18 protein-coding genes and 1 pseudogene are annotated in these 25,094 nt (G+C 61.6%); 12 read left to right on the top strand and 7 right to left on the bottom strand.

Annotated features, from left to right (window positions below; translation table 11 throughout):
- Positions 1-249: 249 nt before the first annotated feature.
- A complete protein-coding gene (locus Q0K07_RS02100; RefSeq protein ID WP_294555734.1) occupies positions 250-1,752 on the top strand; it encodes an APC family permease in 1,503 nt (500 codons plus the stop codon).
- Positions 1,753-1,924: 172 nt separating this feature from the next.
- Positions 1,925-2,656, top strand: a complete 732-nt coding sequence (locus tag Q0K07_RS02095; protein ID WP_294555732.1) for a sulfite exporter TauE/SafE family protein — start codon at positions 1,925-1,927, stop codon at positions 2,654-2,656.
- Positions 2,657-2,683: 27 nt separating this feature from the next.
- Here the strand turns inward: Q0K07_RS02095 and tnpA are convergent.
- Together tnpA and Q0K07_RS02085 are read right to left on the bottom strand one after the other, a co-directional pair.
- A pseudogene (gene tnpA / locus Q0K07_RS02090) lies at positions 2,684-3,225 on the bottom strand (IS200/IS605 family transposase).
- A gap of 159 nt (positions 3,226-3,384) precedes the next feature.
- A complete protein-coding gene (locus tag Q0K07_RS02085) occupies positions 3,385-4,293 on the bottom strand; it encodes a 1,4-dihydroxy-2-naphthoate polyprenyltransferase (RefSeq protein ID WP_294555730.1) in 909 nt (302 codons plus the stop codon).
- A gap of 155 nt (positions 4,294-4,448) precedes the next feature.
- On the opposite strand from Q0K07_RS02085, the gene Q0K07_RS02080 reads away from it, so the two are divergent.
- The 5 genes from Q0K07_RS02080 to Q0K07_RS02060 all read left to right on the top strand — a co-directional run bounded on the left by Q0K07_RS02080 (position 4,449) and on the right by Q0K07_RS02060 (position 9,912).
- Positions 4,449-5,108: a TetR/AcrR family transcriptional regulator gene (locus Q0K07_RS02080; protein ID WP_294555728.1), complete on the top strand. Its 660-nt coding sequence runs from the start codon at positions 4,449-4,451 to the stop codon at positions 5,106-5,108.
- A 122-nt stretch (positions 5,109-5,230) separates the two neighbouring features.
- The gene (locus tag Q0K07_RS02075) at positions 5,231-5,797 is read left to right on the top strand and encodes a flavodoxin family protein (protein WP_294555726.1); all 567 of its coding nucleotides are present in this window, start codon (positions 5,231-5,233) and stop codon (positions 5,795-5,797) included.
- A 303-nt stretch (positions 5,798-6,100) separates the two neighbouring features.
- On the top strand, positions 6,101-7,804 hold the full coding sequence (locus Q0K07_RS02070; RefSeq protein ID WP_294555724.1) for a glutamine--tRNA ligase/YqeY domain fusion protein: 1,704 nt from the start codon (positions 6,101-6,103) through the stop codon (positions 7,802-7,804).
- Between the two features lie 62 nt (positions 7,805-7,866).
- Positions 7,867-9,186 carry a phosphomethylpyrimidine synthase ThiC gene (thiC, locus tag Q0K07_RS02065; RefSeq protein WP_294555722.1) on the top strand — a complete coding sequence of 440 codons (1,320 nt, stop codon included), beginning with the start codon at positions 7,867-7,869 and terminating at the stop codon, positions 9,184-9,186.
- Between the two features lie 90 nt (positions 9,187-9,276).
- Positions 9,277-9,912, top strand: a complete 636-nt coding sequence (locus Q0K07_RS02060; protein WP_294555720.1) for a hypothetical protein — start codon at positions 9,277-9,279, stop codon at positions 9,910-9,912.
- A gap of 116 nt (positions 9,913-10,028) precedes the next feature.
- Here Q0K07_RS02060 and argB read toward each other — a convergent pair whose 3' ends face one another.
- Positions 10,029-10,925, bottom strand: a complete 897-nt coding sequence (argB, locus tag Q0K07_RS02055; protein WP_294555755.1) for an acetylglutamate kinase — start codon at positions 10,923-10,925, stop codon at positions 10,029-10,031.
- Positions 10,926-11,155: 230 nt separating this feature from the next.
- On the opposite strand from argB, the gene yajC reads away from it, so the two are divergent.
- The 3 genes from yajC to secF all read left to right on the top strand — a co-directional run bounded on the left by yajC (position 11,156) and on the right by secF (position 14,403).
- Positions 11,156-11,521 (top strand): preprotein translocase subunit YajC, encoded by a 366-nt coding sequence (yajC, locus tag Q0K07_RS02050; protein WP_294555718.1) that lies wholly within the window; start codon positions 11,156-11,158, stop codon positions 11,519-11,521.
- Between the two features lie 114 nt (positions 11,522-11,635).
- A complete protein-coding gene (secD, locus tag Q0K07_RS02045; RefSeq protein WP_294555716.1) occupies positions 11,636-13,216 on the top strand; it encodes a protein translocase subunit SecD in 1,581 nt (526 codons plus the stop codon).
- A 71-nt stretch (positions 13,217-13,287) separates the two neighbouring features.
- Positions 13,288-14,403, top strand: coding sequence for a protein translocase subunit SecF (gene secF, locus Q0K07_RS02040; RefSeq protein WP_294555714.1), 1,116 nt, complete (start codon positions 13,288-13,290; stop codon positions 14,401-14,403).
- 237 nt (positions 14,404-14,640) lie between these two features.
- On the opposite strand, the gene Q0K07_RS02035 is transcribed toward secF, so the two are convergent.
- Both Q0K07_RS02035 and Q0K07_RS02030 read right to left on the bottom strand, forming a co-directional pair.
- Positions 14,641-15,789: an ATP-grasp domain-containing protein gene (locus Q0K07_RS02035; protein WP_294555712.1), complete on the bottom strand. Its 1,149-nt coding sequence runs from the start codon at positions 15,787-15,789 to the stop codon at positions 14,641-14,643.
- Positions 15,790-15,797: 8 nt separating this feature from the next.
- Positions 15,798-16,769 (bottom strand): ABC transporter ATP-binding protein, encoded by a 972-nt coding sequence (locus Q0K07_RS02030; protein WP_294555709.1) that lies wholly within the window; start codon positions 16,767-16,769, stop codon positions 15,798-15,800.
- A 290-nt stretch (positions 16,770-17,059) separates the two neighbouring features.
- On the opposite strand from Q0K07_RS02030, the gene Q0K07_RS02025 reads away from it, so the two are divergent.
- Positions 17,060-18,670, top strand: coding sequence for a glucan biosynthesis protein (locus Q0K07_RS02025; protein ID WP_294555707.1), 1,611 nt, complete (start codon positions 17,060-17,062; stop codon positions 18,668-18,670).
- Between the two features lie 124 nt (positions 18,671-18,794).
- Positions 18,795-21,257 carry a glucans biosynthesis glucosyltransferase MdoH gene (gene mdoH, locus Q0K07_RS02020; protein ID WP_294555705.1) on the top strand — a complete coding sequence of 821 codons (2,463 nt, stop codon included), beginning with the start codon at positions 18,795-18,797 and terminating at the stop codon, positions 21,255-21,257.
- Positions 21,258-21,694: 437 nt separating this feature from the next.
- Here mdoH and infB read toward each other — a convergent pair whose 3' ends face one another.
- On the bottom strand, positions 21,695-24,886 hold the full coding sequence (gene infB, locus Q0K07_RS02015) for a translation initiation factor IF-2 (RefSeq protein WP_294555703.1): 3,192 nt from the start codon (positions 24,884-24,886) through the stop codon (positions 21,695-21,697).
- Positions 24,879-25,094 carry a DUF448 domain-containing protein gene (locus tag Q0K07_RS02010; protein WP_367178863.1) on the bottom strand — a complete coding sequence of 72 codons (216 nt, stop codon included), beginning with the start codon at positions 25,092-25,094 and terminating at the stop codon, positions 24,879-24,881. The genes infB and Q0K07_RS02010 overlap by 8 nt, the downstream gene beginning before the upstream one ends.

Raw genomic sequence — 25,094 nt, 5'->3', positions numbered from 1 at the left:
GCTTTCAGGCAGTCTCGTGCACACATTTTTAATCCTTTGTTTTTCAAGGATTAGCGGGGAGTTCTCCAGAAACGGAATGTTGGCACGCTTTTTGCTTTCATGTTCCGCAACTCACATTTTCTATGGGCTCATCGCATAGAAAACCGCTTGCTTGTGTCTGTCCGCTGCATCGCTCCCTCAGGAGAGTACCCGCACAGAACTTCCTCTTTTGAAGCTTCTGTTTCCCCTACATCACTCAAGGGCAACGTCATGTCTGAAGCAAAACTTAAAAAATCCCTTTCTCCCATGCAGGTCTGCGCTCTCGCGCTGGGTTCCATCGTCGGCTGGGGCTGCTTCGTTCTTCCGGGCGACCTCTTTCTTCCCTCCGACGGCCCTCTCGGCACGCTGCTCGGCTTCCTTGCCGGTGCCATACTCATTTCCTTCGTCGGGGTATGCTACAGTTACATGGTCAAATACGCCCCCGTGGCGGGCGGCGCCTTCACCTATGCCTATATCGGCTTCGGGCCTACCGCGTCCTTCATCTGCGGCTGGGCGCTGGTCATAGGCTATGTGGCCATCGTCATGATAGACATTGCGGCGCTCTCGCTCATTTTCCGCTTCCTGTTCCCCGGAGTCTTTGAATTCGGAGAGCTGTACACCATCGCGGGATGGAAGGTGTACATGGGCGAAGTGCTGCTCATGACGGCCGGTACCTTTGTCTTCGGCCTGCTGAACTACCGCAGCGTGGGCATGGCGGGCAAGCTGCAGCTCATCCTCGCCTTCATGCTCACCTTCGGCATCATCGCCTTCTTCTTCGGCGCCAACTCCCTTGATTCCGCCGGTATCAGCAATCTCGTTCCCCTGTTTGCGGAAAACAAGTCCCAGGCCGCCTGCGTCATCAGCATCTTTGCCCTTTCTCCCTTCCTCTTCGTGGGCTTCGACACCGTGCCGCAGGCTTCGGAAGAATTCGCCTTCGATCCCGGCCGCTGCCGCAACATCATGGTCATTTCCATCTTCGTGGGCATGATGCTCTACGCCATGGTCATGCTGGGCGTGGCCATCGCCATCCCCTACCCTGAACTGCTGGCCAAGATGGAAGAAATGCGCAATGCGGGCGGCCATGCCTGGGCCACCGGCTATGTGGCCACGCTGGCCTTCGGCAAGTTCGGCTCCATCATTCTGGCCTGCGCCGTGTTCGGCGCGGTGTGCACCGGCATCAACGGCTTCTTCGTGGCCGCCTCCCGTCTGCTTCTCGCCATGGCCAGAGGCCGCATCCTGCCCGAATGGTTCGGCCGCATCCACCCCACCTACCACACCCCCTACAACGCCATTCTCTTCACCGCCATTCTCGCCCTGTTCACCCCCTTCGCCGGCCGTTCCGCCGTGGGCTGGACCGTGGACATGAGTTCCGTGGGCACCGGCATCGGCTACCTCTTCACCTGCCTCGTCGCCCGCCGCGCCATCCTGAGCAGCAGCAATGCCGCCGGAAAGAACCTCGGACTGTTCTGCTGCATCATGGGCACCATCTGCTCCATCCTCACCCTGGTGCTGCTGCTCACGCCCGGTTCCCCCGCCTACATCTCCTTCGCGCCCCGCTGCGTGCTGGCTCTCTGGGTGATTCTCGGCTTCGTGTTCTACTACTCCAACAAGAAGGTGTGGAGCGATCTTTCCACGGAAGAACTCTCCCACAACATTCTCGGCGGCGCCGACATCCCGGTGCTGTTCAAGAAAAATTCCCTTCAGAATCAGCCTGAAAAAGAACTTCAGGCCTGAGCAACACCCCGGCCTGCGGGCCGGGGTTTCCTCCCGCCGGCCTTTCCCCTGCGCGCCCGGGAAAGGCCGGCTTTTTTCTGAGAAGCTCCGGGCCGGACCGCTCCCGCTCTCCGGGACGCCGCCCCTTTCCGCCGCCTCCCAACGCGGGCGACAGCGCCCTCTGGAGAAAAGCATGGAATTCACTTCCCTCATCGTTTTTTTCTGCTGGTTCGCAGGGGGCTTCGTCTCCGGCGTCACCGGCATCGGGGGGGCCATGGTCGCCGTTCCCGTAGCCGCCATGTTCCTGCCCATGCACGAGGTCATTCCCTTAAGCTGCATTCTGAATGCCGCCATGGACGGAAGCCTTGCATTCCTGTACTTCCGCCACTGCCGCGTGCCCGCCCTGTGGCCGCTTCTGCTCGGCGCTCTGCCCGGTTCCTTTGCGGGCCTTGCCATGCTCCGCATGCTTCCCGGCGCAGTGCTTCAGGGCGCGGTAGGCATTCTTCTCATCGTCTATGTTCTCTGGCAGCGCGCGGCCAGACCCGGGGCCAGAAAAAAGGATTCCTGGATAGCCGGAGGCGCAGCGGGATTCGGCGCAGGCCTGCTCGGCACGGCCATATCCTTCGACGGACCGCCCGCCGGAGCCTATGCCCTGTACCGGGGCTGGGAACCGCGCGAAGTGCTGGGCACGCTCGGCATATTCTTCCTCATCCGCAGCCTCTTCACCTGCCTTCTTCAGGCAAAGGCCGGATTCTACACGCCCGAGGTCATAAGGTACGCCATGTACGGCATCCCCGCCTGCGTCGCCGGTGCGCTGTGCGCCTTCCCCGTGGTCAGACGCATCCGCGTGGATCTCTTCCGCAGGGCGCTCATGCTCGTCATCGCCGCCGCCGGGCTGGTCTGCCTGTGGCAGGCCTTTTCCTGAACCGCCTTGTGCGCCTGTAAAACTTTCTTACCAGCCGCGCCCCGGCAGGCGCATGGACGATCTGACATCTGCATTTCTGCTACCGGCGACCGTAAACGAGCCTCCGGCGTACGGGATGTTCAGCTGTTCTCCGAGTTTATCCCCGGCCGGTTGATACATGATGTACTCGGCTGTCTTTGCCTTATTCCTGCCTGCCGTGTCGACATGGTAGCCACGGCACCAGAACTCCCGATGACGGTATGTGCACTTCAGTTCGCCGAACTGTTCCCATATCATCAGGCGCTCTTTCCTTTCACCTATCCCACAAACGCCGACATACTCATCTTGGGCGGGATCTCAAGCAACCTATGGATGTGGTCGGGACAACATTCCGCTTCCACTATGTTCACGCCCTTCCGCTCACATAACTTTCGTCATATTTCTCCTATGACCCTTTTCTTCTCACCATGGAAAACCTGTCGGCGATATTCTGGTGCAAAGACTATATGATATTGGCAGTTCCGTTTCGTATGCGCCAAATTCCTGGCGTCACCCGTCGTGGCCTCCTTTGGATTTGCTTGAGGGCGCAATTGCCGGACCGCACCTCTTTCCCGGCAAATCAAAAAGAGGGTTTATCACTTACGCACAACTATAAGTTTTTTTGTACCCCCAACCTGGCTGCTTTTTTCTTTTAACCCAAAAGGCCCGGAGAACATGCTCCAGGCCTTTTTCCAAACACAGGAACAGCCCTATTTCAATGCCGCATCCAGCAGCATGCCCGCCGCAAAAAGAACGCTGAACACAAGAATGTTGCGGGAAGTGAGTCCGAGGCAGCGGTTGAGGGCACGGCCTTCGTATATCGACGACATCATGCTCCATACCCGGTAATGCAGCGGCAGGAAAAGAAGAGGCAGCAGTCCGGCCCAGAACAGGCCGTGAGGCATGAGGCAGAGCGCGAAGGCACAGGCGAACCCGCCCTGCGCCAGATAGTAGCGCAGGCCGAATTCCGCGCCGAAACGGGCGATGAGCGTTTTCTTGCCCGAAATCCGGTCCTGGTCACGGTCGCGGAAATTGTTGATGGTGAGCAGCAGATTGATGCATACCCCCACCGCAAGCCCCGCAAACGTGGCCTGCGGCGACCATGCCCCGGCCTGCACATAGTAGGTGAAGCCCACGGCCACCAGTCCGAAGAACACCACCACCATCACGTCGCCCCAGCCGTGCGCGGCCAGAGGATAGGGCCCTGCGGAATAGAGGTAGGCGCTCACAAGGCATATCAGCGCCACCCCCAGCATGCTCCAGCCGCCGTAAAAGGCAAGAGGAAGCCCCGCGCAGAGCGCAAGCCCGAGGTCGATGAGTATGCCGGTCTTCATCTTTTTCGGCGATATCCAGCCCTGCGCGCAGGCGCGGCGGGGGCCGAGGCGGTCCTCTCTGTCGTTGCCCTGTTCAAAGTCGCTCACATCGTTGATGAAATTGGATGCAATCTGCATAAGCACGGCAAAAAGCATGCACAAGAGCGCGGGAACGGGACGGAACACGCCGGCCCATACGGCGAGGGAACAGCCCACGAGCACGGGCGAAAGCGCCGCCGCGAGAGTTTTCGGCCTTGTCGCCAGCACCCACGCATACAACGAATCCCTGCGAACTTCATGTTCCATATCGCCACTCTCCCGCGGACACTCCGCATAATGTCATCTTGACGCCCCCTCGGGGGCGAGGGCAGAATAGCGCATCTCACAGGCAAAGAAAAGAAAACTTCCTCCGTCTCCGCATTCCCCTCCGCGAAGGCGGACAACCTTTACAAAGGCTTCTCATGGCGGCAGCATCCGGCAACACGACCCCGCGCGGCAAGGGCCGCCCCCGCAGTTTCGACAAGGACGCGGCCCTTCTCAAGGCGCTGGACATCTTCTGGCGGCGCGGCTACGAGCCCGCCTCCATTTCCGAACTGTGCTCGGCCATGGGCATCAACGCGCCGAGTCTCTATGCCGCCTTCGGCAACAAGGCCGGGCTTTTTCTCGAAGCCGTGGCCTTCTACGAAGAGAAATACTGGCTGGAACCTTCCCGCAGGTTCCTGGAAGAAAAGAACTTCTACCTTGCCGTGCACGATTTCTTCACCGAAGCGGCCCGTATCTTGCTTTCCCCCGACACTCCCTGCGGCTGCATGGTGGTGCTCGCGGCCGTGAACATCTCTGAAGAAGAAACGGACATCATTCAGGACCTGCGCAAAAGACGCCTGGAAACCAGGGACATGTTCGCCCGGAAAATACGGCAGGCCGTGGATGAGGGGCAGCTCCCGGCGGATACCTCCCCTGAAAGCCTGGCCTGCGCCTTCAACACCTTTCTGGAAGGGATGTCCCTTCAGGCCCAGAGCGGCATGAGCGTCAAGGAAATGGAAGCCATGGCCTCCTATGCCGTACGGATGCTGCCGAAATGGCGCAACCACCTGAAACAGCTCCCTGATTCCTCCGAGTAACCCCCCTTCATCATCCGATTTTTTCCCTTGGGGAAATATTTTTGTATCGGTTAATAAAAATATGTTGACTATTTTTATAGCAATCGATACAAATTTTCCATACCCATCAGGGAGGAACGCATATGAAACGGAACATCATCATTCTCAACGGCAGCCCGCGCAGAAACGGCAACACCTCCGCCCTTTGCGACACCTTCACGGAAGGGGCGGAGGGAGCGGGCCACAGCGTCACCCGGTTCAACCTTCAGGGGATGAACATACACGGCTGCCTCGGCTGCATGAAGGGCGGCAAAGATGAGGCGAGCCCCTGCGTACAGAAGGACGATATGGCTCTCATCTACCCCGCCTACCGGGAAGCCGACATCGTGGTTCTGGCCTCGCCCATGTATTACTGGGGCTTCACCTCCCAGCTCAAGGCCGCCTTCGATCGGCTTTTCGCCGTGGCGGAGCTCGATCCCCAGTACCGCAACCCGCATAAGGACTGCGTGCTTCTCATGGCTGCGGAAGGCGATTCTCCGGACAACTGGAAGCCCGTGCTTGACTATTACCATACTCTTCTTGCCCAGCTCGGCTGGCGCGACCTCGGCACGGTTCTGGCCGGAGGGGTGTTCCAGGCAGGCGACATTCTCAAAAACGGCGGACATCCGGCCCTCAGGCAGGCCCGGGAACTCGGCGCGTCCCTGAGCTGAAGACCTGCCGGAAACCGGCCGGTCTTCCTCCGATGACCCGGGCCGCGACAAAGCCGCGCCTTTCGTGCTGAGCGAAAGGCGCGGCCTTGTCTTCCGCCTGAGGCAACAGGGAATGTTCCCTGCAGGCCGAAAAGCCTCTCCCCCCTGTCCCGTCCGGCCCCGGCCTCCCCTGATGAATTGACCTTCCTTCCCGACAAAGGTATTCTTTTCAGCCGTCAGTCATTCAGGATACGCGGCGAAAACGCCGCTCCAACGCCGCCCGGCGCGCCCTGAACGCGCAGCGGCAAAACGCATGAGGCCCCCATGAGCCAGAACATCCCCGCCCCTGAAGCGGAACGCCCCCAGGGCACCGATTTTCTCCGCGCCCGCATCAATCAGGACAATCTCACCGGCCGCTTCGACGGACGCGTGCATACGCGCTTTCCTCCCGAACCCAACGGATACCTGCATATAGGCCACGCCAAGTCCATCTGCATCAATTTCGGACTGGCGAAGGAATACGGCGGTCTGTGCAACCTGCGCTTCGACGACACCAACCCCGTGAAGGAAGACACCGAATACGTCGATTCCATCCAGCAGGACGTGCGCTGGCTGGGCTTCGAGTGGGCGGGCGAAGTGCACTACGCCTCCGACTACTTCGATCAGCTTTATGAATACGCCGAAAAGCTCATCATGATGGGCAAGGCCTATGTGGACGAGCTTTCCGCCGACGAAATACGCGAATACCGCGGCACGCTCACCAGACCCGGCATCCCCAGCCCGTGGCGCGACCGCCCGGCAGAAGAGAGCCTCGATCTCTTCCGCCGCATGAAGGCCGGCGAATTCGAAGACGGCAAGTATGTGCTCCGCGCCAGGATAGACATGGCTTCGCCCAACGTCATCATGCGCGACCCCACCATCTACCGTATCCGGCACGCCTCCCATCACCGCACGGGCGACAAGTGGTGCATCTACCCGATGTACGACTTCACGCACTGCCTTTCCGACTCCATAGAGGGCATCACCCATTCCATCTGTACGCTGGAATTCGACAACAACCGCGAACTGTACGACTGGGTACTGGACACGCTGGGCGTCTACCATTCGCAGCAGATAGAATTTGCGCGCCTGCAGCTCACCTATACCGTGCTTTCCAAGCGCAAGCTCATACAGCTCGTGAAGGAAGGCTATGTGCGCGGCTGGGACGACCCGCGCATGCCCACCATTTCCGGCCTGCGCCGCCGCGGCTACACGCCCGAAGCCATCCGCGACTTCTGCTCGCGCATAGGCATAGCCCGTGCCGCCGACTCCATCGTGCACTACAGCCTGCTGGAATTCTGCTGCCGCGAACATCTCAACGCCGTCACGCCCCGCTGCATGGCCGTGCTCGACCCCGTCAAGGTGGTCATCACCGACTATCCCGAGGACAAGGTGGAGGAATTCGAACAGCCTCTGCATCCCGAAGATGCTTCCTTCGGCAGCCGCAAGGTGCCTTTCTGCCGTGAAATCTACATCGAACGGGACGATTTCCGCGAAGATCCGCCCAAGAAGTACTTCCGCCTCGCCCCCGGCGTGGAGGTGCGGCTCCGCTACGCCTATTACATCACCTGCACCGAAGTCATCAAAGACGCGGAAGGCAACATCGTGGAGCTTCACTGCACGCACGATCCCTCCTCCCGCGGAGGCTCCAGCCCCGACGGCCGCAAGGTCAAGGGGACGCTGCACTGGGTGAGCGCCCGCCATGCCGTGCCCACGGAAGTGCGCCTCTACGAACAGATGTTCACCACGGAGACCGACAGCGACATTGAAGAAGGCAAAACCTTCCTCGACTACTTCAACCCCGACTCCGAGAAGGTGGTCACGGCCATGGCGGAACCCTACCTGGCCACGCTCCCCGCAGGGAGCCATGTGCAGTTCGAGCGCGTGGGCTATTTCTGCGCCGACCCGGACGGCACGCCGGAAAAGCCCGTGTTCAACCGCACCGTGACGCTCAAGGACTCCTGGGCGAAAATAGAAAAGAAGCAATAAGCGGACAAGGGAGCGCCCTGCGGCGCTCCCTTCCGAAAAAAGGACTGCCCGAAGGAGGCATCATGTCCATTTTTGAAAAGAATCAGGCTCTGGCAGAGCTGTTTGAACAGCACAAGGCCCGCCTGTGCGAGGAAGAAGGGCTCACCGAGGAAGAAATACGCTCCGCCATCGAAGCGGGCACCATGGTGCTTCTCGGCAACCCCCGCCACCAGAACGTGAAGCCCATTCTGGTGGGTCAGCCCGCCCGCGTGAAGATCAACGCCAACATCGGCACCTCGCCCTTCCACTGCAGCGTGAAGGGCGAAATGCGCAAGCTGAACATCGCGCTGAAGGCCGGGGCCGACACCGTCATGGATCTGTCCATTGCGGGCGACCTGGACGACATCCGCAGGCAGATGCTGGAAGCCTGCCCCGCGCCCCTCGGCACCGTGCCCATGTACGGCGTGGCGCAGATCTACATCGACCGTGGGGAAGACCCGGCCACCATCGATCCTGAAGTCATCTTCGCGGACGTGGAAAAGCAGGCCGAACAGGGCGTGGACTTCATGACGCTGCACTGCGGGCTTACCCGCCAGGGCGCGGAATGGGGCGCCAAGGGCGGCCGCACCATGGGCATCGTGTCCCGCGGCGGCAGCATTCTTTCCCGCTGGATGCTCCGCAACGACAAGGAAAACCCCCTGCTCACCGAATTCGACCGTCTGCTCGACATCGCGCTGCGCTATAACGTCACCCTGTCCCTCGGCGACGGTCTGCGCCCCGGCGCAAACAGCGACGCGGGCGACGCGGCCCAGTGGATGGAAGTGATCATGCTCGGCCAGCTGGCCCGGCGCGGCCTGGAAAAGGGCGTGCAGTGCATGATCGAAGGCCCGGGCCATGTGAGCCTGAACGAAGTGGAAGCCCAGATCGTGAGCATCAAGAAGCTGACCAACGGCGCGCCCCTCTATGTGCTCGGACCGCTGGTCACGGATGTCACGCCCGGCTATGACCACATTGCCGGAGCCATCGGCGGCGCCCTTGCCGTGCGTGCGGGCGTGGATTTTCTCTGCTACCTCACCCCGGCCGAGCACATCACCCTGCCCGACGAGGAAGACGTGAAGCAGGGCGTCATGGCCTCGCGCGTGGCCGCACAGGCCGGTGAAAACGCGCTGGGCACGCCCCGCGCCAGAGCCAGGGAAGCCCGCATGTCCAGGGCCCGCATGGAACTCGACTGGGATGCCATGCGCGACATCGCCATCGACCCCGAGCTTCTGGAAAAGCGCCGCGAACCCCACAAGAATGAGGAAGCCTGCGCCATGTGCGGCAACTTCTGTGCCGTGCGCATGATGCGCGAGGGCAACCCCGCGGCCGTCGTGCCTTCCCACTGCCAGCATCACCATAAATAACGATACGCAGGCAAAGCCCGGAAGGGCCGCGCTTTTTCCCGGAAAGGCCGCATCGCACCGATGCGGCCTTTCTGCCGGAAGGATCAGAACATGTGCAAGAAAACGGCCGTCATACTGATATGCATGCTGATGATGCCCCTTTTCGGCGCGAATGCCTTCGCCGGAGCGGCGAAAGGCGGCAGAGAGCTGAGCGCACGCCAGGCCTTCGCTCTCATCCCCACGGAAATCTTTGAAAATACCCATTCTCCCCTGAGCGAGGAGGAAAAGGATCAGCTCGCGGAACAGGGCATCAGCGCACAGTGGATCATGACGAAGAGCCGGAAGGATGTTCTGCGCCTCGAATCGGCGGACGGCCTTTCCCGGGTGAATCTCCGCCTCTTCCGCTCGGACAGGGGCGCCGTGGCGGCCTTCCGCACCGAAGACGACGCCGGGGAATGTATTTCCGAGCTGTGGTTCATCAGCTCCGGCGGGCATGCCGCGCCCCTTCCCCTGCCGCCGGAACCTCCGAGCGCCGACTTCTTCCGCCCGGACCGCGAACTGCCGGGACGGCTTTCCGCAAGCTGCACCTTCTGCGTGTTCGCCATGGGGCTGGAGGCCCTGCCCTCCTTCACCTCCGACGGCATTCCCTGCGATCTTGCCACGGACAACGCCGTCTACTACCTCTGGAACGGAAGAAACTTCATCAAGAAGATAAAGCGCGTGACCGGAGAAAAAAACGGGCAGTAAGGCCCGTTTCCGCGTCTTTCCCTCAGGCTGTTCCGCCTGAGCCCACAAAAAAGGGGCGGCCGGAGCCGCCCCTTTTTTGCTGTCCTTCCCGTCTCCCGGGAAAAAACTCTGCGCGTCTACTTCACAATGGCCGTGCCCACGCCCTGATCGGTGAGCAGTTCCAGCAGCAGGCAGTTTTCCACGCGGCCGTCCACGATGGTCACCTTGTCCACGCCCTGGCTTATGGCGTTCATGCAGCAGTTGATCTTGGGGATCATGCCGCCGGTCAGGGTGCCGTCGGCCAGAAGACGCCTGGCATCGGCGGAATCAATGTGCTCGATGAGCTTTCCTTCCTTGTCCAGAATGCCGGCCACGTCGGTGAGCATGAGCAGGCGGCGGGCCTTGAGCGCTCCGGCCACGGCCCCGGCCACGGAATCGGCGTTGATGTTGTAGGTGTTGCCTTCCTCATCCACGCCCACAGGGGCGATGACGGGCACGAAATCGTCGTGAATGAGCGAGGTGAGAAGCTGCACGTTCACCTTCGTGACTTCGCCCACGTTGCCGAGGTCGATGATTTCCGGCGGCTGCTGTTCGCCGTGGCTGATGGTCATGGCGAGCTTGCGGGCTTCAAGAAGCATGCCGTCCTTGCCGGAAAGGCCCACGGCACGCGCGCCGGTCTTGTTGATGAGGTTCACCACGCTCTTGTTCACCGAGCCCACGAGCACCATTTCCACCACGTCCATGGTGGCCTTGTCCGTCACGCGGTGGCCCTGACGGAACTCGGACTTGATTTCCAGCTTGCTCAGCATCTCGTTGATCTGCGGGCCGCCGCCGTGCACTACCACGGGATGGATGCCCACGAGCTTGAGCAGGCTGATGTTGCGGGCAAAGGAAAGCTTGAGGCTTTCCTCAGTCATGGCATGGCCGCCGTATTTCACGACCACCGTTTCGCCATGATATTCTCGAAGGTACGGAAGGCTCTCGATGAGCACCCGCGACTGCAGGCGGGCCTGTTCCACAGGGTCGGCTGACATGGCCATATATGCTCCTTTGCCGGGCGGGCCCGGCCTTCATGGTTGACTGCGGCCATAGTTCCCGCAATCCATGCGAATGTCCAGCCCCTTTCCCGGAAAGCCGTGCGGCAAAAAGAATGGCCGCCGCCCCGCCTGCGGGCGCTTAAACCATTGCGTAAAAAGGCGCAACAGGTTAAGAAGGTGGGGTCAATGACGCGGACACTTTCCGCAAAATCAACTCTGGAGAATCTATGTTCACTTCCATTGCCTACGCCGCCGGCAACGCGGGCGGCGCCGCCGCTCAGAGCGGCCCCATGGGCGCCTTCGCCTCCCTGGTTCCTCTTCTGCTCATGTTCGCCGTGTTCTACTTCCTGCTGATCCGTCCCCAGCAGAAGCGCAACAAGGAACACAAGGCCATGATCGAATCCCTGGGCAAGGGTTCCTACGTCATCACCTCCGGTGGTCTGCTCGGCCGTATCGTGGACCTGGAAGGCGACATCCTCGTGATCGACCTCGGTGAAACCAAGGTCCGTATGCCGCGCGGCTTCGTGAGCGGCACCTATGATCCCAAGGCCGTCAGCAAGACTGCCGAGGCCGCTCCTGCCGAAAACAAGTAGTTTTTCGGAACACCGTACTTTCCGCTTCCACGCCTCCTTCATGCAGGGAGGCGTGGGGCTTTGTATTATGTTCAGGCACAAGGTCTGACTCCATTATATTTCAAGGATACCACCATGAAAGCTCTGCGTTTGCGCCTGGCCGTCTCCTTCATCGTGCTGATTGTGGTGCTCGCGTACGCCCTGCCCAACATCCCCTTCATCGGCAATTCCGCTCTGGGCACGTTCATGCAGGACCGCATCAGTCTCGGTCTGGACCTCAAGGGCGGCATGAACCTCACCCTGGGCGTGGATGTGGAAAAAGCCCTCCAGAATACGCTGACCGTCACCGGACAAGACATAAGCGACCGCGCCAAACAGGAAAAAATCACCGTCATGAAGCCGCGCCTGAACAGCGCCGGTCTGCTTGAAGTGACGCTTCCGCGCACCGACCAGGCCGAAGCCTTCGACGCCATGATCACGAAATGGTTCCCCAGCCTCCATCAGGCCGCGGCCGACAATACCGCCTCGGGCCATGTCTACACCTTCGAGCTTTCCCCCGAAGCCCGTCGTCAGACGGAAGACATGACCATGGAACAGGTGGTGCGCACCATCCGCAACCGTATCGACCAGTTCGGCGTGGCCGAACCCGATATCCGCAAGCAGTCGGACAATCAGGTACAGGTGCAGCTTCCCGGCATGACCGACGCCGAACGCGCCATTCAGATCATCGGTCAGACCGCGCATCTGGAATTCCACATCGTGCGCGACGACGTGGACCCCTCCGCCATCATGCTGCCTCCGGGCACGGCGCGCTATCCTCTCATCGTCAAGGGCCAGTACGGCACGCAGAGCGAAAGCACCATTCTGCTGGACACGCAGGCCCTCATGGGCGGTGAGGACATCACCAACGCCCGCCCCGCCTTCAATGAATTCGGCCAGGCCTATGTGGCGCTGGAATTCAACAACCGCGGCGCGAACAACTTCGAGCGCATCACCGGCGAAAACATCAAAAAGCGCATGGCCATCGTGCTGGACGGCAAGGTGTATTCCGCCCCCGTCATTCAGGACCGCATCGCAGGCGGCAAGGCCTCCATCACCGGCAACTTCACCACCGAAGAAGCGCAGGACCTCGCCATCGTGCTGCGTGCAGGCTCCCTGCCCACCCCCGTTTCCGTGCTGGAAGAACGCACGGTCGGTCCTTCCCTGGGCAAGGAATCCATCAACAGCGGCATCAAGGCCTCTCTGGTGGGCGCGGCGGCCGTGGTTCTCGTCATGCCCCTCTACTACGGGCTTTCCGGGATCATCGCCGACCTCATGCTCTGCTTCACCATCACCATTCTGCTTGCCGGCATGACGTTCTTCGGCGCCACCCTCACCCTGCCCGGCATCGCCGGCATCGTGCTCACCATAGGCATGTCGGTGGACGCCAACGTGCTCATCTTTGAACGCATCAGGGAAGAACTCAAAAGCGGCATGTCCGCCATGGAAGCCGTCACGGCAGGCTTCAGCCGGGCCAGTATCTCCATCATCGACTCAAACCTGACGACACTCATCACGGCCGCCATCCTGTACCAGTTCGGCACAGGCCCGGTACGCGGTTTCGCCGTCACGCTGTCGCTGGGTATTCTGGCCTCCATGTTCACGGCGGTCTTCGTCTCGCGCGCCGTGTTTGAAACATGGATCTCCCGCTCCGGCAGTCAGAAAATCAGCATCTAGCGCCTTTTTGCTGAAGGGCGCATACCGCGCCCTTCAGCAGACAAACGCTCCTGAACCAAGAGGGCCTCTTCATGGCATTCGCAATTCTTTCCCGTCAGACCAACATCGACTTTGTGGGTTTCCGCCGCATAGCCTTCAGCATCTCCGGCTTCTTCATCATCCTCGGCCTGTTCGCCATCATCTGGAACGGCGGCCTGCGCTACGGCGTGGACTTCGCGGGCGGCGTGATGGTGCAGATCGAATTCGCCCAGCCCATCCCCGATGAGCAGGTGAAAACGGCGCTGCAGGATGTGGACCTGCCCGGACTCACCGTACAGCAGGTGGATACCGAAAACCGCGACTACCTGCTGCGCTTCTCCATGCCTTCCGGGGAGAATCAGGACCTGCGCGAACAGGTGTCCACCGCGCTCAGCTCCAGCATTCCCGACAACGCCTCCACCATACAGCGCCTGGAATCCGTCGGTCCCAAGGTGGGCAACGACCTGCGCAACATGGCCATCGAGGCCCTGTTCTACGCCGTGCTGCTCATTACCGTCTACATTTCCGGCCGTTTTGAATACAGCTGGTTCATGGCCGGCGCCATGGCCCTCGTGCTCTGGGGCGCCGTGTACGGCGCGTCGTATCTCGGCTTCAACAGACTCTGGGGCGTGGCCATCGGCATGATCATCACCATCATCTGCTGCTGGAAGCTGAAGCTCAACTTCTCCCTGGGCGCCATCCTCGCGCTCATCCACGACGTCATCGTCACCCTGGGCCTGCTCACCCTGATGGGCGTGGAAATCGACCTCAACGTCATCGCCGCCCTGCTCACCCTGGTGGGCTACTCCATCAACGACACCATCGTCGTGTACGACCGCATCCGTGAAAACCTGCGCGCCGTGCCTGCCGACGCCAATCCCAAGCCCACCATGGGCGAGATCATCAACAAGTCGGTGAACCAGACGCTTTCGCGTACCATCATGACTTCCGCCACCACACTGGTGGCCAGCTTCTCGCTGTACCTGCTCGGCGGCAACGTCATCCACAACTTCGCGCTCACCATCACCCTGGGCATCATCTTCGGTACTTTCTCCTCCATCTTCGTGGCTTCCCCCATCCTCATCGCCTTCGGCGACGTGGATCTCTACCACGCCAAGACCAATCAGAAGAACGATTACGAACGCCCCGGCGAACACGGCATCGTGTAACAGACGCTTCCTTCATCCGCAGGGCCCCGCTTTTTCCGGAAAGCGGGGCCTTTTTCATGCCCTCCGGGCCAGGCATCTCTGAAGCCCGGACCCGCCTTCCCGGAAAAGCAGGGGGAAGAGAGCGGCGCTTTGCTTCCCGCCCTTCCGGCATGCGTCTCTCCGCCGCATGGCCGGAAAAGGGCATAAAAAAAGCGGAACCCCCTTCCGGAAGTTCCGCAGAATGCGCCGAAGCACAGGCTAGTTCAGGTATTCGGTCAGATCGCTTCTCAGAATATGGTCAAGTTCCGCCCGATCCGAAGCCTTCGTCTCGGTGAACAGGAATCCGAACACCGGACCGGTATGGTAGTCGATGGGCCGCAGCTCCAGCACCTTGCCGAAGGAGGCGCAGAGCCTGTCGTAGTAGAACACGTCCTCACTCTTCAGGCAGGCCGGAGGATTGAGCACGATGAAGGAATAGATCCTGTCTTCCTTCCCCTTCAGCAGGCTGTCCCAGTCGGGGCGGATGTCGTTCAGGAAATAATCGTAGGTGCGGAAGCCGTAGGCGTGCAGCGAAAGATCGGTGAGGCACCAGCCCGCAAAGCGCAGGGGATTGGCCTCGATGGGAATGATCCTGCCGTTCTCCACGCGAAGTTCCAGATGAACCGGCAGATTGCGCGCGCCCACTTCCTCATTCATGCGGTTGAAGAAGTCCGTGAAGGGCTGGAGATGTTCCCGGATGATGGATGCGCCGGAGCAGTACAGGCGGTCGCTCACATCGTCGGCGGAAGCGAATTCATGATGGAAGATGTTGACGATGACGGCCTTGCCCTCGCCGTCGTAATAGAAGTCCACGGCGTATTCCTCGCCGCCGATGTACTGTTCCAGAAGAAAACGGGTATTGGCCACCACGCTTTCATCGTACTGCTTCTTCCAGTCGGCGGAGTGGCTGCGTATGTCCTCAAGGGCTCTCTTCCAGTCCTGCTCGTTGAAGACGGTGTACACGCCCACGCTGAAGAAGCCCACGGAAGGCTTGAGGATGAAGGGCGTCTTCAACTCATGAAAGTCGATGTTCTCCAGCTCTTCCGCCGCGACCTCGCGGAAAAGAAAATCGGGATAGATCTTGGAGAGCATGCGGCGGAAGGCGGCCTTGTCCTTGCAGAGGGCTATGCCCTTCTGCAGCCCCTTGTCCGGGGAATGACGCAGCACCCACGAAAGGGAATTCTCGCAGGTGGTGTAGATGCGCTCGCCCTTCGCGAGCAGCGCGTCGGCCTCCTCGTCGGAAACAAGGTGGAACGTGCCTTCGGGCGCGGCGGCAAGCGCGGCCTCGTTACGCAGCACGGGAGTGCGGCTTTCGGCCAGATATTCCTTCAGCTCCCGGGATACATACTGTTTGTCGAGAATGATCATGCATATCCTCACAACGGAAAGTGGCAGCGCACGGCATGCCCCTGGTTGACGAAAACAAGAGGAGGTTCCTTTTCCCGGCACAGCGGCCCCGCATGGGGACAGCGGGGATGGAAGGCACAGCCTTCCGGCGGGGAAAGAGGACTCGGCATCTCACCGGAAAGAAGCGTATTCCGGCCCCGGCGCGAAGGATCGCGCGAAGGTGCGGCGGCCAGAAGGGCTTCGGTATAGGGATGGGCGGCATGGGAGAATATCTCCCGGCAGGAGGCCGTTTCCACCACGCGCCCGAGGTACATGACGGCCACATGATCGCTCATGAAGCCGATCACCCCGAGATCGTGGGAAATGAACAGGTACGCCAGGCCCATGGACTGCTGCATGTCCTTCAGAAGGTTCAGCACCTGCGCCTGCACCGAGGCATCCAGCGCCGACACGGGCTCGTCGCACACCAGCGCTCCCGGCCCGGCCACCACGGCCCGGGCCACGGCCACGCGCTGCCGCTGACCGCCGGAAAACTCATGGGGATACCTGTCGATATGCTCCGGCTGAAGCCCCACGCGGGAGAGTATCTCCCGCACCTTCTCCCGGCTTTCTTCGCGGGAAAGGGGGCTTCCCGCCGCCTTTGCGGCAAGAACAAGAGGTTCCGCAATGCTGGCGCCCACGGTCTGCCGCGGGTCCAGCGAAGAAAAAGGATCCTGAAAAATCATCTGAATACGGCTCGCCCTCTCAAGGGCCGTCCATTCCCGGATGGGGCGGCCGGAAAGCAGCACCTCGCCGGAGGAAGGCGGCAAAAGTCCCGTGGCCATGCGCGCCAGCGTGGACTTGCCGCAGCCTGATTCGCCGACAAGCCCCAGCGTTTCCCCGGGAAAAAGCGCAAGACTCACGTTGTCCACGGCCTTGACGCTTGCCGGGCGCGGATCGAACAGCCCCTTCCGCACGGAGAATTCCCGGCTCACCTTGTTCAGTTCCAGCAACGCATCCATAGATGTTCCTGTTTCAGTATCGTGAAAAAACTTCCGTTCCGGCCGGATATCCTACCTTAGGCTCCCCCGTGCCGCAAGCGGATAAAATCTCTGGACATAGAGCCGTTCCCGCTTTAAGTAGGGAGGAAAGAAGAAGCTCACATGCGTCCCGTATGCCCCGCCCGGCCGAAACGGCCTTCACCAGTGTCCGTAAACAGTCCCGGCGTGTATGCCCGGCGCTTTTTTCTACTGCCGGACTGAGACCCCTTCTGCTGGATAGAGAATCCCCAATCTTCAGGGAGTTACTTCCTATGTTTCATCGCATGATCCTTTCCTTCTGCCTGCTGGCCGCCCTTCTTGCGGAACCTTTTTCCGCCCGGGCCGCGGAACCCTTCACCTTTGCCGACGTGCAGGCCCGGGCACAGGATCTGGCGTCGACGGCCTATGTGCCCACCACGCCCGTGCCCGAATTTCTCACCAATCTGAACTACGACGAATGGAGCTCCATCCGCTACCTGCCGGAAAAGGCGCTCTGGGCCGAGGAGGGGCTGCCCTTCACCGTGCAGTTCTTCCACCCCGGCCTGTACTATGATCTGCCCGTGCGCGTGCATGTCGTCAACAGCGACGGCGTGGAGGACATCGCCTTCGATCCTTCGCTGTTCCAGTACGGAAGCGAAGAGCTCTCCAAACAGGTGGCGCAGACCAAGGGCATGGATTTTGCGGGGCTGCGCCTGCATTATCCGCTGAACCGCGCCGATTACAAGGATGAACTGGCCATCTTCCTCGGCGCCTCCTATTTCCGCGCTCTGGCCGCAGATACCCATTACGGCATCTACTCCCGCGGCCTTGCCATCGACACCGCCACGGCGCAGGGTGAGGAATTTCCCTATTTCAAGGAATTCTGGATCGTGAAGCCTGCGGCGGACGCCAAAGACATCACCATCTACGCCCTCATGGACAGCGCGAGCCTGGCCGGCGCCTACCGCTTCATCATCACCCCCGGCTCTCCCACCGTCATGGAAGTGAAGTGCGCGCTCTTCACCCGGAAGGGCGCCAAGAACTTCCAGAAGATAGGCCTTGCCCCGCTTACCAGCATGTTCTTCTACGGTGAAGAGAAGAACGGCCGCCCGGGCGACTACCGCCCCGAAGTGCACAACTCCGACGGCCTGCTCTATGTGAACGGCGACAAGCACTGGTTCTGGAGCCCCCTCGCCAATCCCAAGCGCCTCAGCGTGAACACCTTCCCGCTCCTCAATCCCCGGGGCTTCGGGCTCATGCAGCGCGACAGCGACTTCAAGAGCTATCAGGACATCACCGCAAAGTATGAAAAGCGTCCTTCCCTGTGGGTGGAGCCCGAAGGCGACTGGGGTCCCGGCACCCTGAACCTGGTGGAAATCCCCACCGACGATGAGATGCACGACAACATCGTGGCCTTCTGGACCCCCGACAAGCCGCGCGACAAGAACAATCCCGACCAGCCCGAGGCCGAACTGCGCTATCCCGACACGCAGATGTACGCCTGGAAGCTGTACTGGATGCCCCCGCAGACCTCGCGCCATGAACTCGGACAGGTGACCTCCACCCGCATTTCCCGCAACGGCGACACCATGACCTTCCATGTGGACTTCGCCGGCGGAGAACTCGCCACCCTGCCGGAGGACACGGGCCTTGCCAGCATCGTGGAAACGCCCGAGCCCATTCCGCTTCTGGAAAAGAGACTGCTGCGCAACGATGCCACCGGCGGCTGGAGACTGGCCTTCACCGTCCGCCTGCCCAAGGAGGAAGGCGTGATCCAGAGCCTCATGGCCGCACGCAAGGGCCCCGTCAATCTGCGTTTCCGCGCCCAGCTCAAGAAGGGTGAAAACCTCCCCGATCCCATTACCGAAACCTGGATCTACGACTGGCAGCTCCAGCCTCAGTAATCTGATCATCGAGGGGCCTTCCGCATCCCGCGGAAGGCCCCGCCTTCCGGGACACTCATAAGGGCCGCCCTGCGCGCCCCTTCTTCCCGGCGGCAAAAAACCTCCAGCCTCAAAAGGTCTTCGCATGAATTCCTATCAGGATATGGATTTCCGCGTCCGCGACCGCATACTGCTTTATGCGCGCGGACTGAACCTGTCGCCCAGGGAAAGCGTGGAACTTGCCCTGGAAAGTCTGAAACGCTGCTCCTCCGACCACCCCGACTACGAAGAGGCACTCGCCTGCCTTCACGCCATTCTGGCCGAAAAGGGGCGTGAGCTCATTCCCGGCGACGACGCGCCCCACCTCATGTCCGCCCCGGGCATGACCCGCAGTTCCATGCTTGCGGAAGAACTGGACCGCACGCCCTGGATAAGCATCTTCAAGAAAACCCTGAGCCGCCTTTTCCGCATCTTCCCTTCCGGCATGAAGGAACGCGCCACCTGGAAGGACAGCGCCGACCGTCAGCGCCGTCAGCTTGAATGGGAGCGCGTGGCCGGCCGCCGCCGCAGCCTGCTCATGACGCTCATCCTCGTGCCCGCCGTCATCGGCGCCTACCTCATGTACAGCATCCTGCCCCAGCAGGGCATAGAGGCCGTCAAAATCGTGACGGCCGTGCTCTTCGCCATCCTCTTCGGCTGGATTTCCATAGGCTTCTGGATGTGCGTGGCGGGCTGCTGGGTGCTTTCCCGCAAGGTGGACCGCTTCACCCCCACCAGAGGCTGCGACGAGGCCGTCATTCCCGACGACTGCCGCACCGCCATACTCTTCCCCGTCTATAACGAAGATCCCCACAGATACATGGCCGGCATCGCCGCCACCTGGCATTCCCTGGTGCGCACCGGCGAAAGCGACAAATTCGACATCTTCATCCTGAGCGACTCCACAAGCCCCGACGCCTGGGTGTCCGAGGAAGAGGCCTGGTACGAATTCTGCAGCAAGGAAGACTGCTTCGGCCATATCTTCTACCGCCGCAGGCGCAACAACACCAAGCGCAAGAGCGGCAACGTGGCCGACTTCTGCCGCCGCTGGGGCGCGCAGTACAAGTATATGATCGTGTTCGACGCCGACAGCGTCATGAGCGGCCGCACCATGGTGCGCATGGTGAAATCCATGGAGCTGCACCCGGAAATGGGCATGATACAGACGCCGCCCCTTGCCGTGAACATGAACAGCCTCGTGGCCCGCGTGCAGCAGTTCGCCAACCACCTCTACGGCCCCGTGTTCGCCACAGGGCTGCATTTCTGGCTGCTCGGCGACGCCCAGTACTGGGGACACAACGCCATCATCCGCGTGGACCCCTTCATCCGTCACTGTCAGCTGCCCACCCTGCCCGGCCGCGGTCCCCTCGCGGGCGACATACTGAGCCACGACTTCGTGGAATCGGCGCTCATGCGCCGCGCAGGCTACGGCGTATGGCTGGCCTATGACCTCGACGGCTCCTGGGAAGAAACGCCGCCCTCCCTCATCGACGAACTCATCCGCGACCGCCGCTGGTGCCAGGGCAACCTTCAGCACAGCCGGCTCATCTTCTCCGGCGGCATCTTCCCCACGCACAGGGCGCTGTTCATCAACGGCATCATGTCCTACGCCTCGGCGCTGCTGTGGTTCTTCTTCCTGGTGTTCAGCTCCATCCAGGCCGTGACGGAAGCCTTCATTCCGCCCACCTACTTCCCGAGCAAGCCCACGCTCTTCCCCATCTGGCCCACATGGTACCCGAAATGGGCGCTGCTGCTTCTGGGAAGCACCTGCATCATGCTGTTCATGCCCAAGATCTTCTCCATCATCCTCACGCTGAAGAAAGGCGGAGCCAAAAACTTCGGCGGCACGACGCGCATGTGCATGAGCGTGCTTGCGGAAGTGCTCATTTCCACCCTGCTTGCGCCCGTGCGCATGATCTTCCACAGCTTCTTCGTGGTCACCACCCTGCTCGGCTGGAAGGTGTCGTGGAACACCCAGAACCGCAGCGACATGGGCACGAGCTGGGGCGACGCCATACGCTTCCACTGGTGGGGAACGCTCATCGGCATCATCTGGGGCGGACTCATGTGGCTCATCAATCCGGGCTTTTTCTGGTGGTTCTCGCCCATCGCCATAGGCCTGGCCCTTTCCATCCCCCTTTCCGTGTTCACAAGCCGCGTGAGCTGGGGCCTGGCCGCCCGCCGCATGGGCCTGTTCATCACCTCCTCGGAACTCAGGGAAGACCCGGAACAGGCCGACATGCACAAGGAACTCGCCCGGCCCGACCGCTACTCCCCCTTTACCATCGCGCCTTCCCGGGGCTTTACGCGCGCCGTGGTCATTCCCCGCGTGCACGCCCTGCACATTGCGCTCATCCGGCGCCGCACCTGGGAACGTCCCATAGGGGAAAGCCGGGAAAAAATGCGCCGCAGTCTGCTTGCCAGAGCCCTGGAAAAAGGCCCCTTCGGCCTTTCCAAACAGGAAAAATCCGCCCTGCTCATGGATCCGCGCCTGCTGCACGAACTGCACAAGAAGGTGTGGCAGCTTCCTCCCGACAAGGGGCATGACTGGGGCGTGGCCCAGAACTGACGCTCTTTCCAAGGTATGAAAAGGCCCGGAGAACATGCTTCTCCGGGCCTTTTTTCATGCCTTCTCCCGCCACGGCCGCATGCTCCGCAGCCGTCCTCTTCCCTTCCCTGCATGAAGGGCCCCGGAAAGCACATCCCCGCACGGTACGACAATGCCGCCTTCTTCTGCCGTACAAGGAAGGCTCCCGCGCGCTGTTTCCGGCACGCTTCAGAGGCATCTGGAGCCTTTTTCCCCGCCCTGCGGTATTTCCCCTCCTCCCCACCGGAAAAGAGCGCTGAACGGCGCAGGAAAGGGATAAAAAAGCCTGCCTGAAGAACACGCGGGAACCTTTGTGCAGGCTTCTTTCAAGGAAGCGCTGTTAAACGAAGCGGGCGGAAAGCATGTGCTTTCCGCCCGCGTTTCATGCGTAAGGTTCCGCCTTGCGGCGCATCCTTCCGTTAGTCGAGAGAGGCCGCCTCTTCCACCAGTTCAAAGGCTTCGATGACGTCGCCGATCTTGATGTCGTGGAAGTTCTCAAGGCCCACGCCGCACTCAAGGTTGCGCACCACTTCGCGGGCGTCGTCCTTGAGGCGCTTGAGGGAAGAGATCTTGCCGGTGTACACCACCACGCCGTCGCGCAGCAGGCGCACGTTGGCCGTGCGGGTAAGCTTGCCGTCCGTGACCATGCAGCCGGCGATGAGGCCGACCTTGGGCACGGAGAAGGTCTGACGCACTTCGGCCTGACCGAGGTACACTTCCTTGGACACGGGAGCCAGAAGGCCGGCCATGGCGCTCTTGATCTCATCCACAAGCTTGTAGATGATGTCGTAGAAGCGGATATCCACCTGCTCCTGTTCCGCCACTTCCTTGACCTTGGCCGTAGGACGCACGTTGAAGCCGATGATGATGGCGTTGGAGGCCGCAGCCAGCATGACGTCGGATTCGGAAATCGCGCCCGCACCGCCATGGATGATGTCGATGCGCACCTTCTCGGTGCTGAGCTTGCGCAGGGATTCGGTAATGGCTTCCAGAGAGCCCTGCACGTCGGCCTTGAGCACCACGTTGAGCACCTGGGTTTCCTGAGCGTCCGCGCTCTGCTTGAGGAAGTTCTCCAGAGTCACGCGGGAGACCTTGGCCAGTTCCTTTTCCCTCAGCTTGGTGGCGCGGGATTCGGCGATGCGGCGGGCGGTCTTTTCGTCGTCAAGGCACACGAACTCCTCACCGGCTTCCGGTACGCCCTCAAAGCCCTGGATTTCCACAGGCATGGAAGGTCCGGCTTCCTTGATCTTGCGGCCCTGGTCGTTGAAGAGCGCACGCACACGGCCGGAGAACACGCCGCACACGAAGACATCGCCCTGATGGAGCGTGCCTTCCTGCACCAGCACGGTGGCCACGGGGCCGCGGCCCTTGTCGAGCTTGGCTTCCACCACATGGCCGCGGGCGGGCTTGTCGGGGTTGGCCTTGAGTTCCAGAATTTCGGCCTGAAGGGCGATGAGTTCCAGAAGGTCGTCGAGGCCCTTGCCCGTCTTGGCGGAAACCATGCCCACCACGGTATCGCCGCCCCATTCCTCGGGCTGGAGGCCCAGCTCGGAAAGTTCGCGCAGCACGCGGTCGGGGTTGGCGGTTTCCTTGTCTATCTTGTTCACGGCCACCAGAATGGGCACACCCGCCGCGCGGGAGTGGTTGATGGCTTCGCGGGTCTGTTCCATGACGCCGTCGTCGGCAGCCACCACGAGCACCACAAGGTCGGTGACCTGGGCGCCGCGGGCGCGCATGGCGGTGAAGGCCGCGTGGCCGGGCGTATCGAGGAACACGATGTCGCCGCGCTTGGTCTTGACGTGATAGGCGCCGATGTGCTGGGTGATGCCGCCGGCTTCGCCGCTGGTCACGCTGGTCTTGCGGATGGCGTCGAGCAGCGAGGTCTTGCCGTGGTCGACGTGGCCCATGATGGTCACGACGGGCGGACGGGGCTTGAGCATTTCCGGAGTATCGGCAGTGGCGGGGAGCAGGTACGCTTCTTCGGAGAAGCCCACCTTTTCCACTTCATAGCCGAATTCCGAAGCCACCAGGGTGGCGGTGTCGATGTCCAGGGCGTTGTTGATGGTGGCCATCACGCCGAGGCCGAAGAGAATCTTGATGATCTCGCTGGACTTCACGCCCATCTGATGGGCCATGTCCGCCACGCGGATGGATTCCTCCACGCGGATCTTGCGCTTGGCGGCCTTCATGGGCTGGGTGGACTGGCTGGGCGCCTGATGCTGCTGCTTCTTGGGCTTGTGCGAACGGCGGGTACGCACCATGCCTTCATCGTCGTCCATGTCGGGACCGCCGTGACGGCGGCTGAAATCATCGGAATCCTGGGGGAAGTCCACGGAACGGCGGCTCTTGTTGTTGCGCTTCTTGCGGCTCTGTTCCCCTTCCATGGGCGGCTGCTGGCCGAAGGGCGGCGTAAAGGGCGCGCCGCCGGAGGAACGACCGCCGGAAGGACGGTTGCCCGAAGAACGGCGGTTGTCGCGATCTCTGCCGTCACGGTCTCTGCTGTCGCCGTCGCGGCCTTCGCGCGCGTCGGGGCGCGGAGCGCGGGAATCGCGCATGTCACGGCGTCCGCCGTCGCGGCGGCTGTCGCCGTCACGGCCGGAGCGGCCTTCCGAAGGAGAAGCCGGGCGCACGATGCGGGCCTGGGTGGGATCGGGGCGGGAAATCACGCGCACGCGGGGCGCGCCTTCCGTTGCGGGGCTCTGGGCCTTCTTGCGGGCGTCCTCGCCTTCCCCTTCCTCGGGAGTATGGCGGCGTTCCTGCACCGGAGGCAGCAGGCTGGGCTGAGAAGAACCTTCCGGTTCCGCAGAGGCGGCGGGAGCGCGGCGGGGACGGTCACCCCTGGGCGCTTCGCTCTTCACTTCAGCGGAGGGGGCGGCCTTCACTTCCTGCGCGGGCTTTTCCTCCCGCACGGGAGCGGCCTGCACGGGGGCGGGCTTCGGCGTCACGATGCGCGCGGCAGGCACTTCCACCTTGCGGGCACGGGGAGCCTTGTCCTGACGGGCTTCCACGGCGGGAGCCTCGGCAGCGGGAGCAGCCTTCACTTCCTGCACGGGCTTTTCCACCACTTTTTCCGCAGGCTTCTCAACGGGCTTTTCCACGGCGGCGGGCTTTTCGACAGCCTTTTCCGCGGGCTTTTCCACCACTCTGGCCTCGGGCGCGGCGGGAGCGGGAGCTTCCACCACCCTGGCTTCAACAGGAGCTTCCGTCACAACGCGGGCAGGGCGCACAATGCGGGCCACGGGAGCCGCTTCGCGGGGAGCTCTGGCCTTTCTGGGGGCCTTTTCCGCGGCAGGCGCGGCCTTCGCCTCCACAGGGGCGGCTTCGGGAGCGGCGGCCGTGGTCTCCGCGACGGCAGGCGCGGCCTTCTCTTCCACTACGGGCGCGGCAGGAGCTTCCGCTGCTGCCGGCTTGGAACGACGACGTATAATAACATCCTTGCGGACAACTTCCACAGAGGCCTCCGACTTTTTGACCTTGACTTTTTCGTATTCTTCCGGGGAGAGAGAGCCTTTTACCGTCTTTTCTATCCCGGCCTCGCGCAGGCGGGCCACGAGTTCTTCGGGCTTCATGCCCTGCTCGGTTGCGGCATCCTTTATCTTGATTCTATCCATTCTTGCTCCCCTTGTGAGATTTGCGCCTGAACTTCATGCCTGCGAAACGCTCCCGGCACTGCGGGTCGTCGCACACATACCAGCCTCTGCCGGGCCTTGTCTGAGCTTTGTCTGCTTCAAGCCCGTTCCCGGCGGCGACGCCTTCTGGGGCAGGCACATGACGCATAAGCTGCGACTTGGCAAAGCGCCGTCTGCACACGACACACAT

Origin of the sequence: uncultured Mailhella sp., assembly GCF_944324615.1 — a bacterium.
GTDB lineage: Bacteria > Desulfobacterota > Desulfovibrionia > Desulfovibrionales > Desulfovibrionaceae > Mailhella.
Note: the sequence above shows the minus strand (reverse complement) of the source record. Positions and strands in the feature narration are given on the sequence as shown.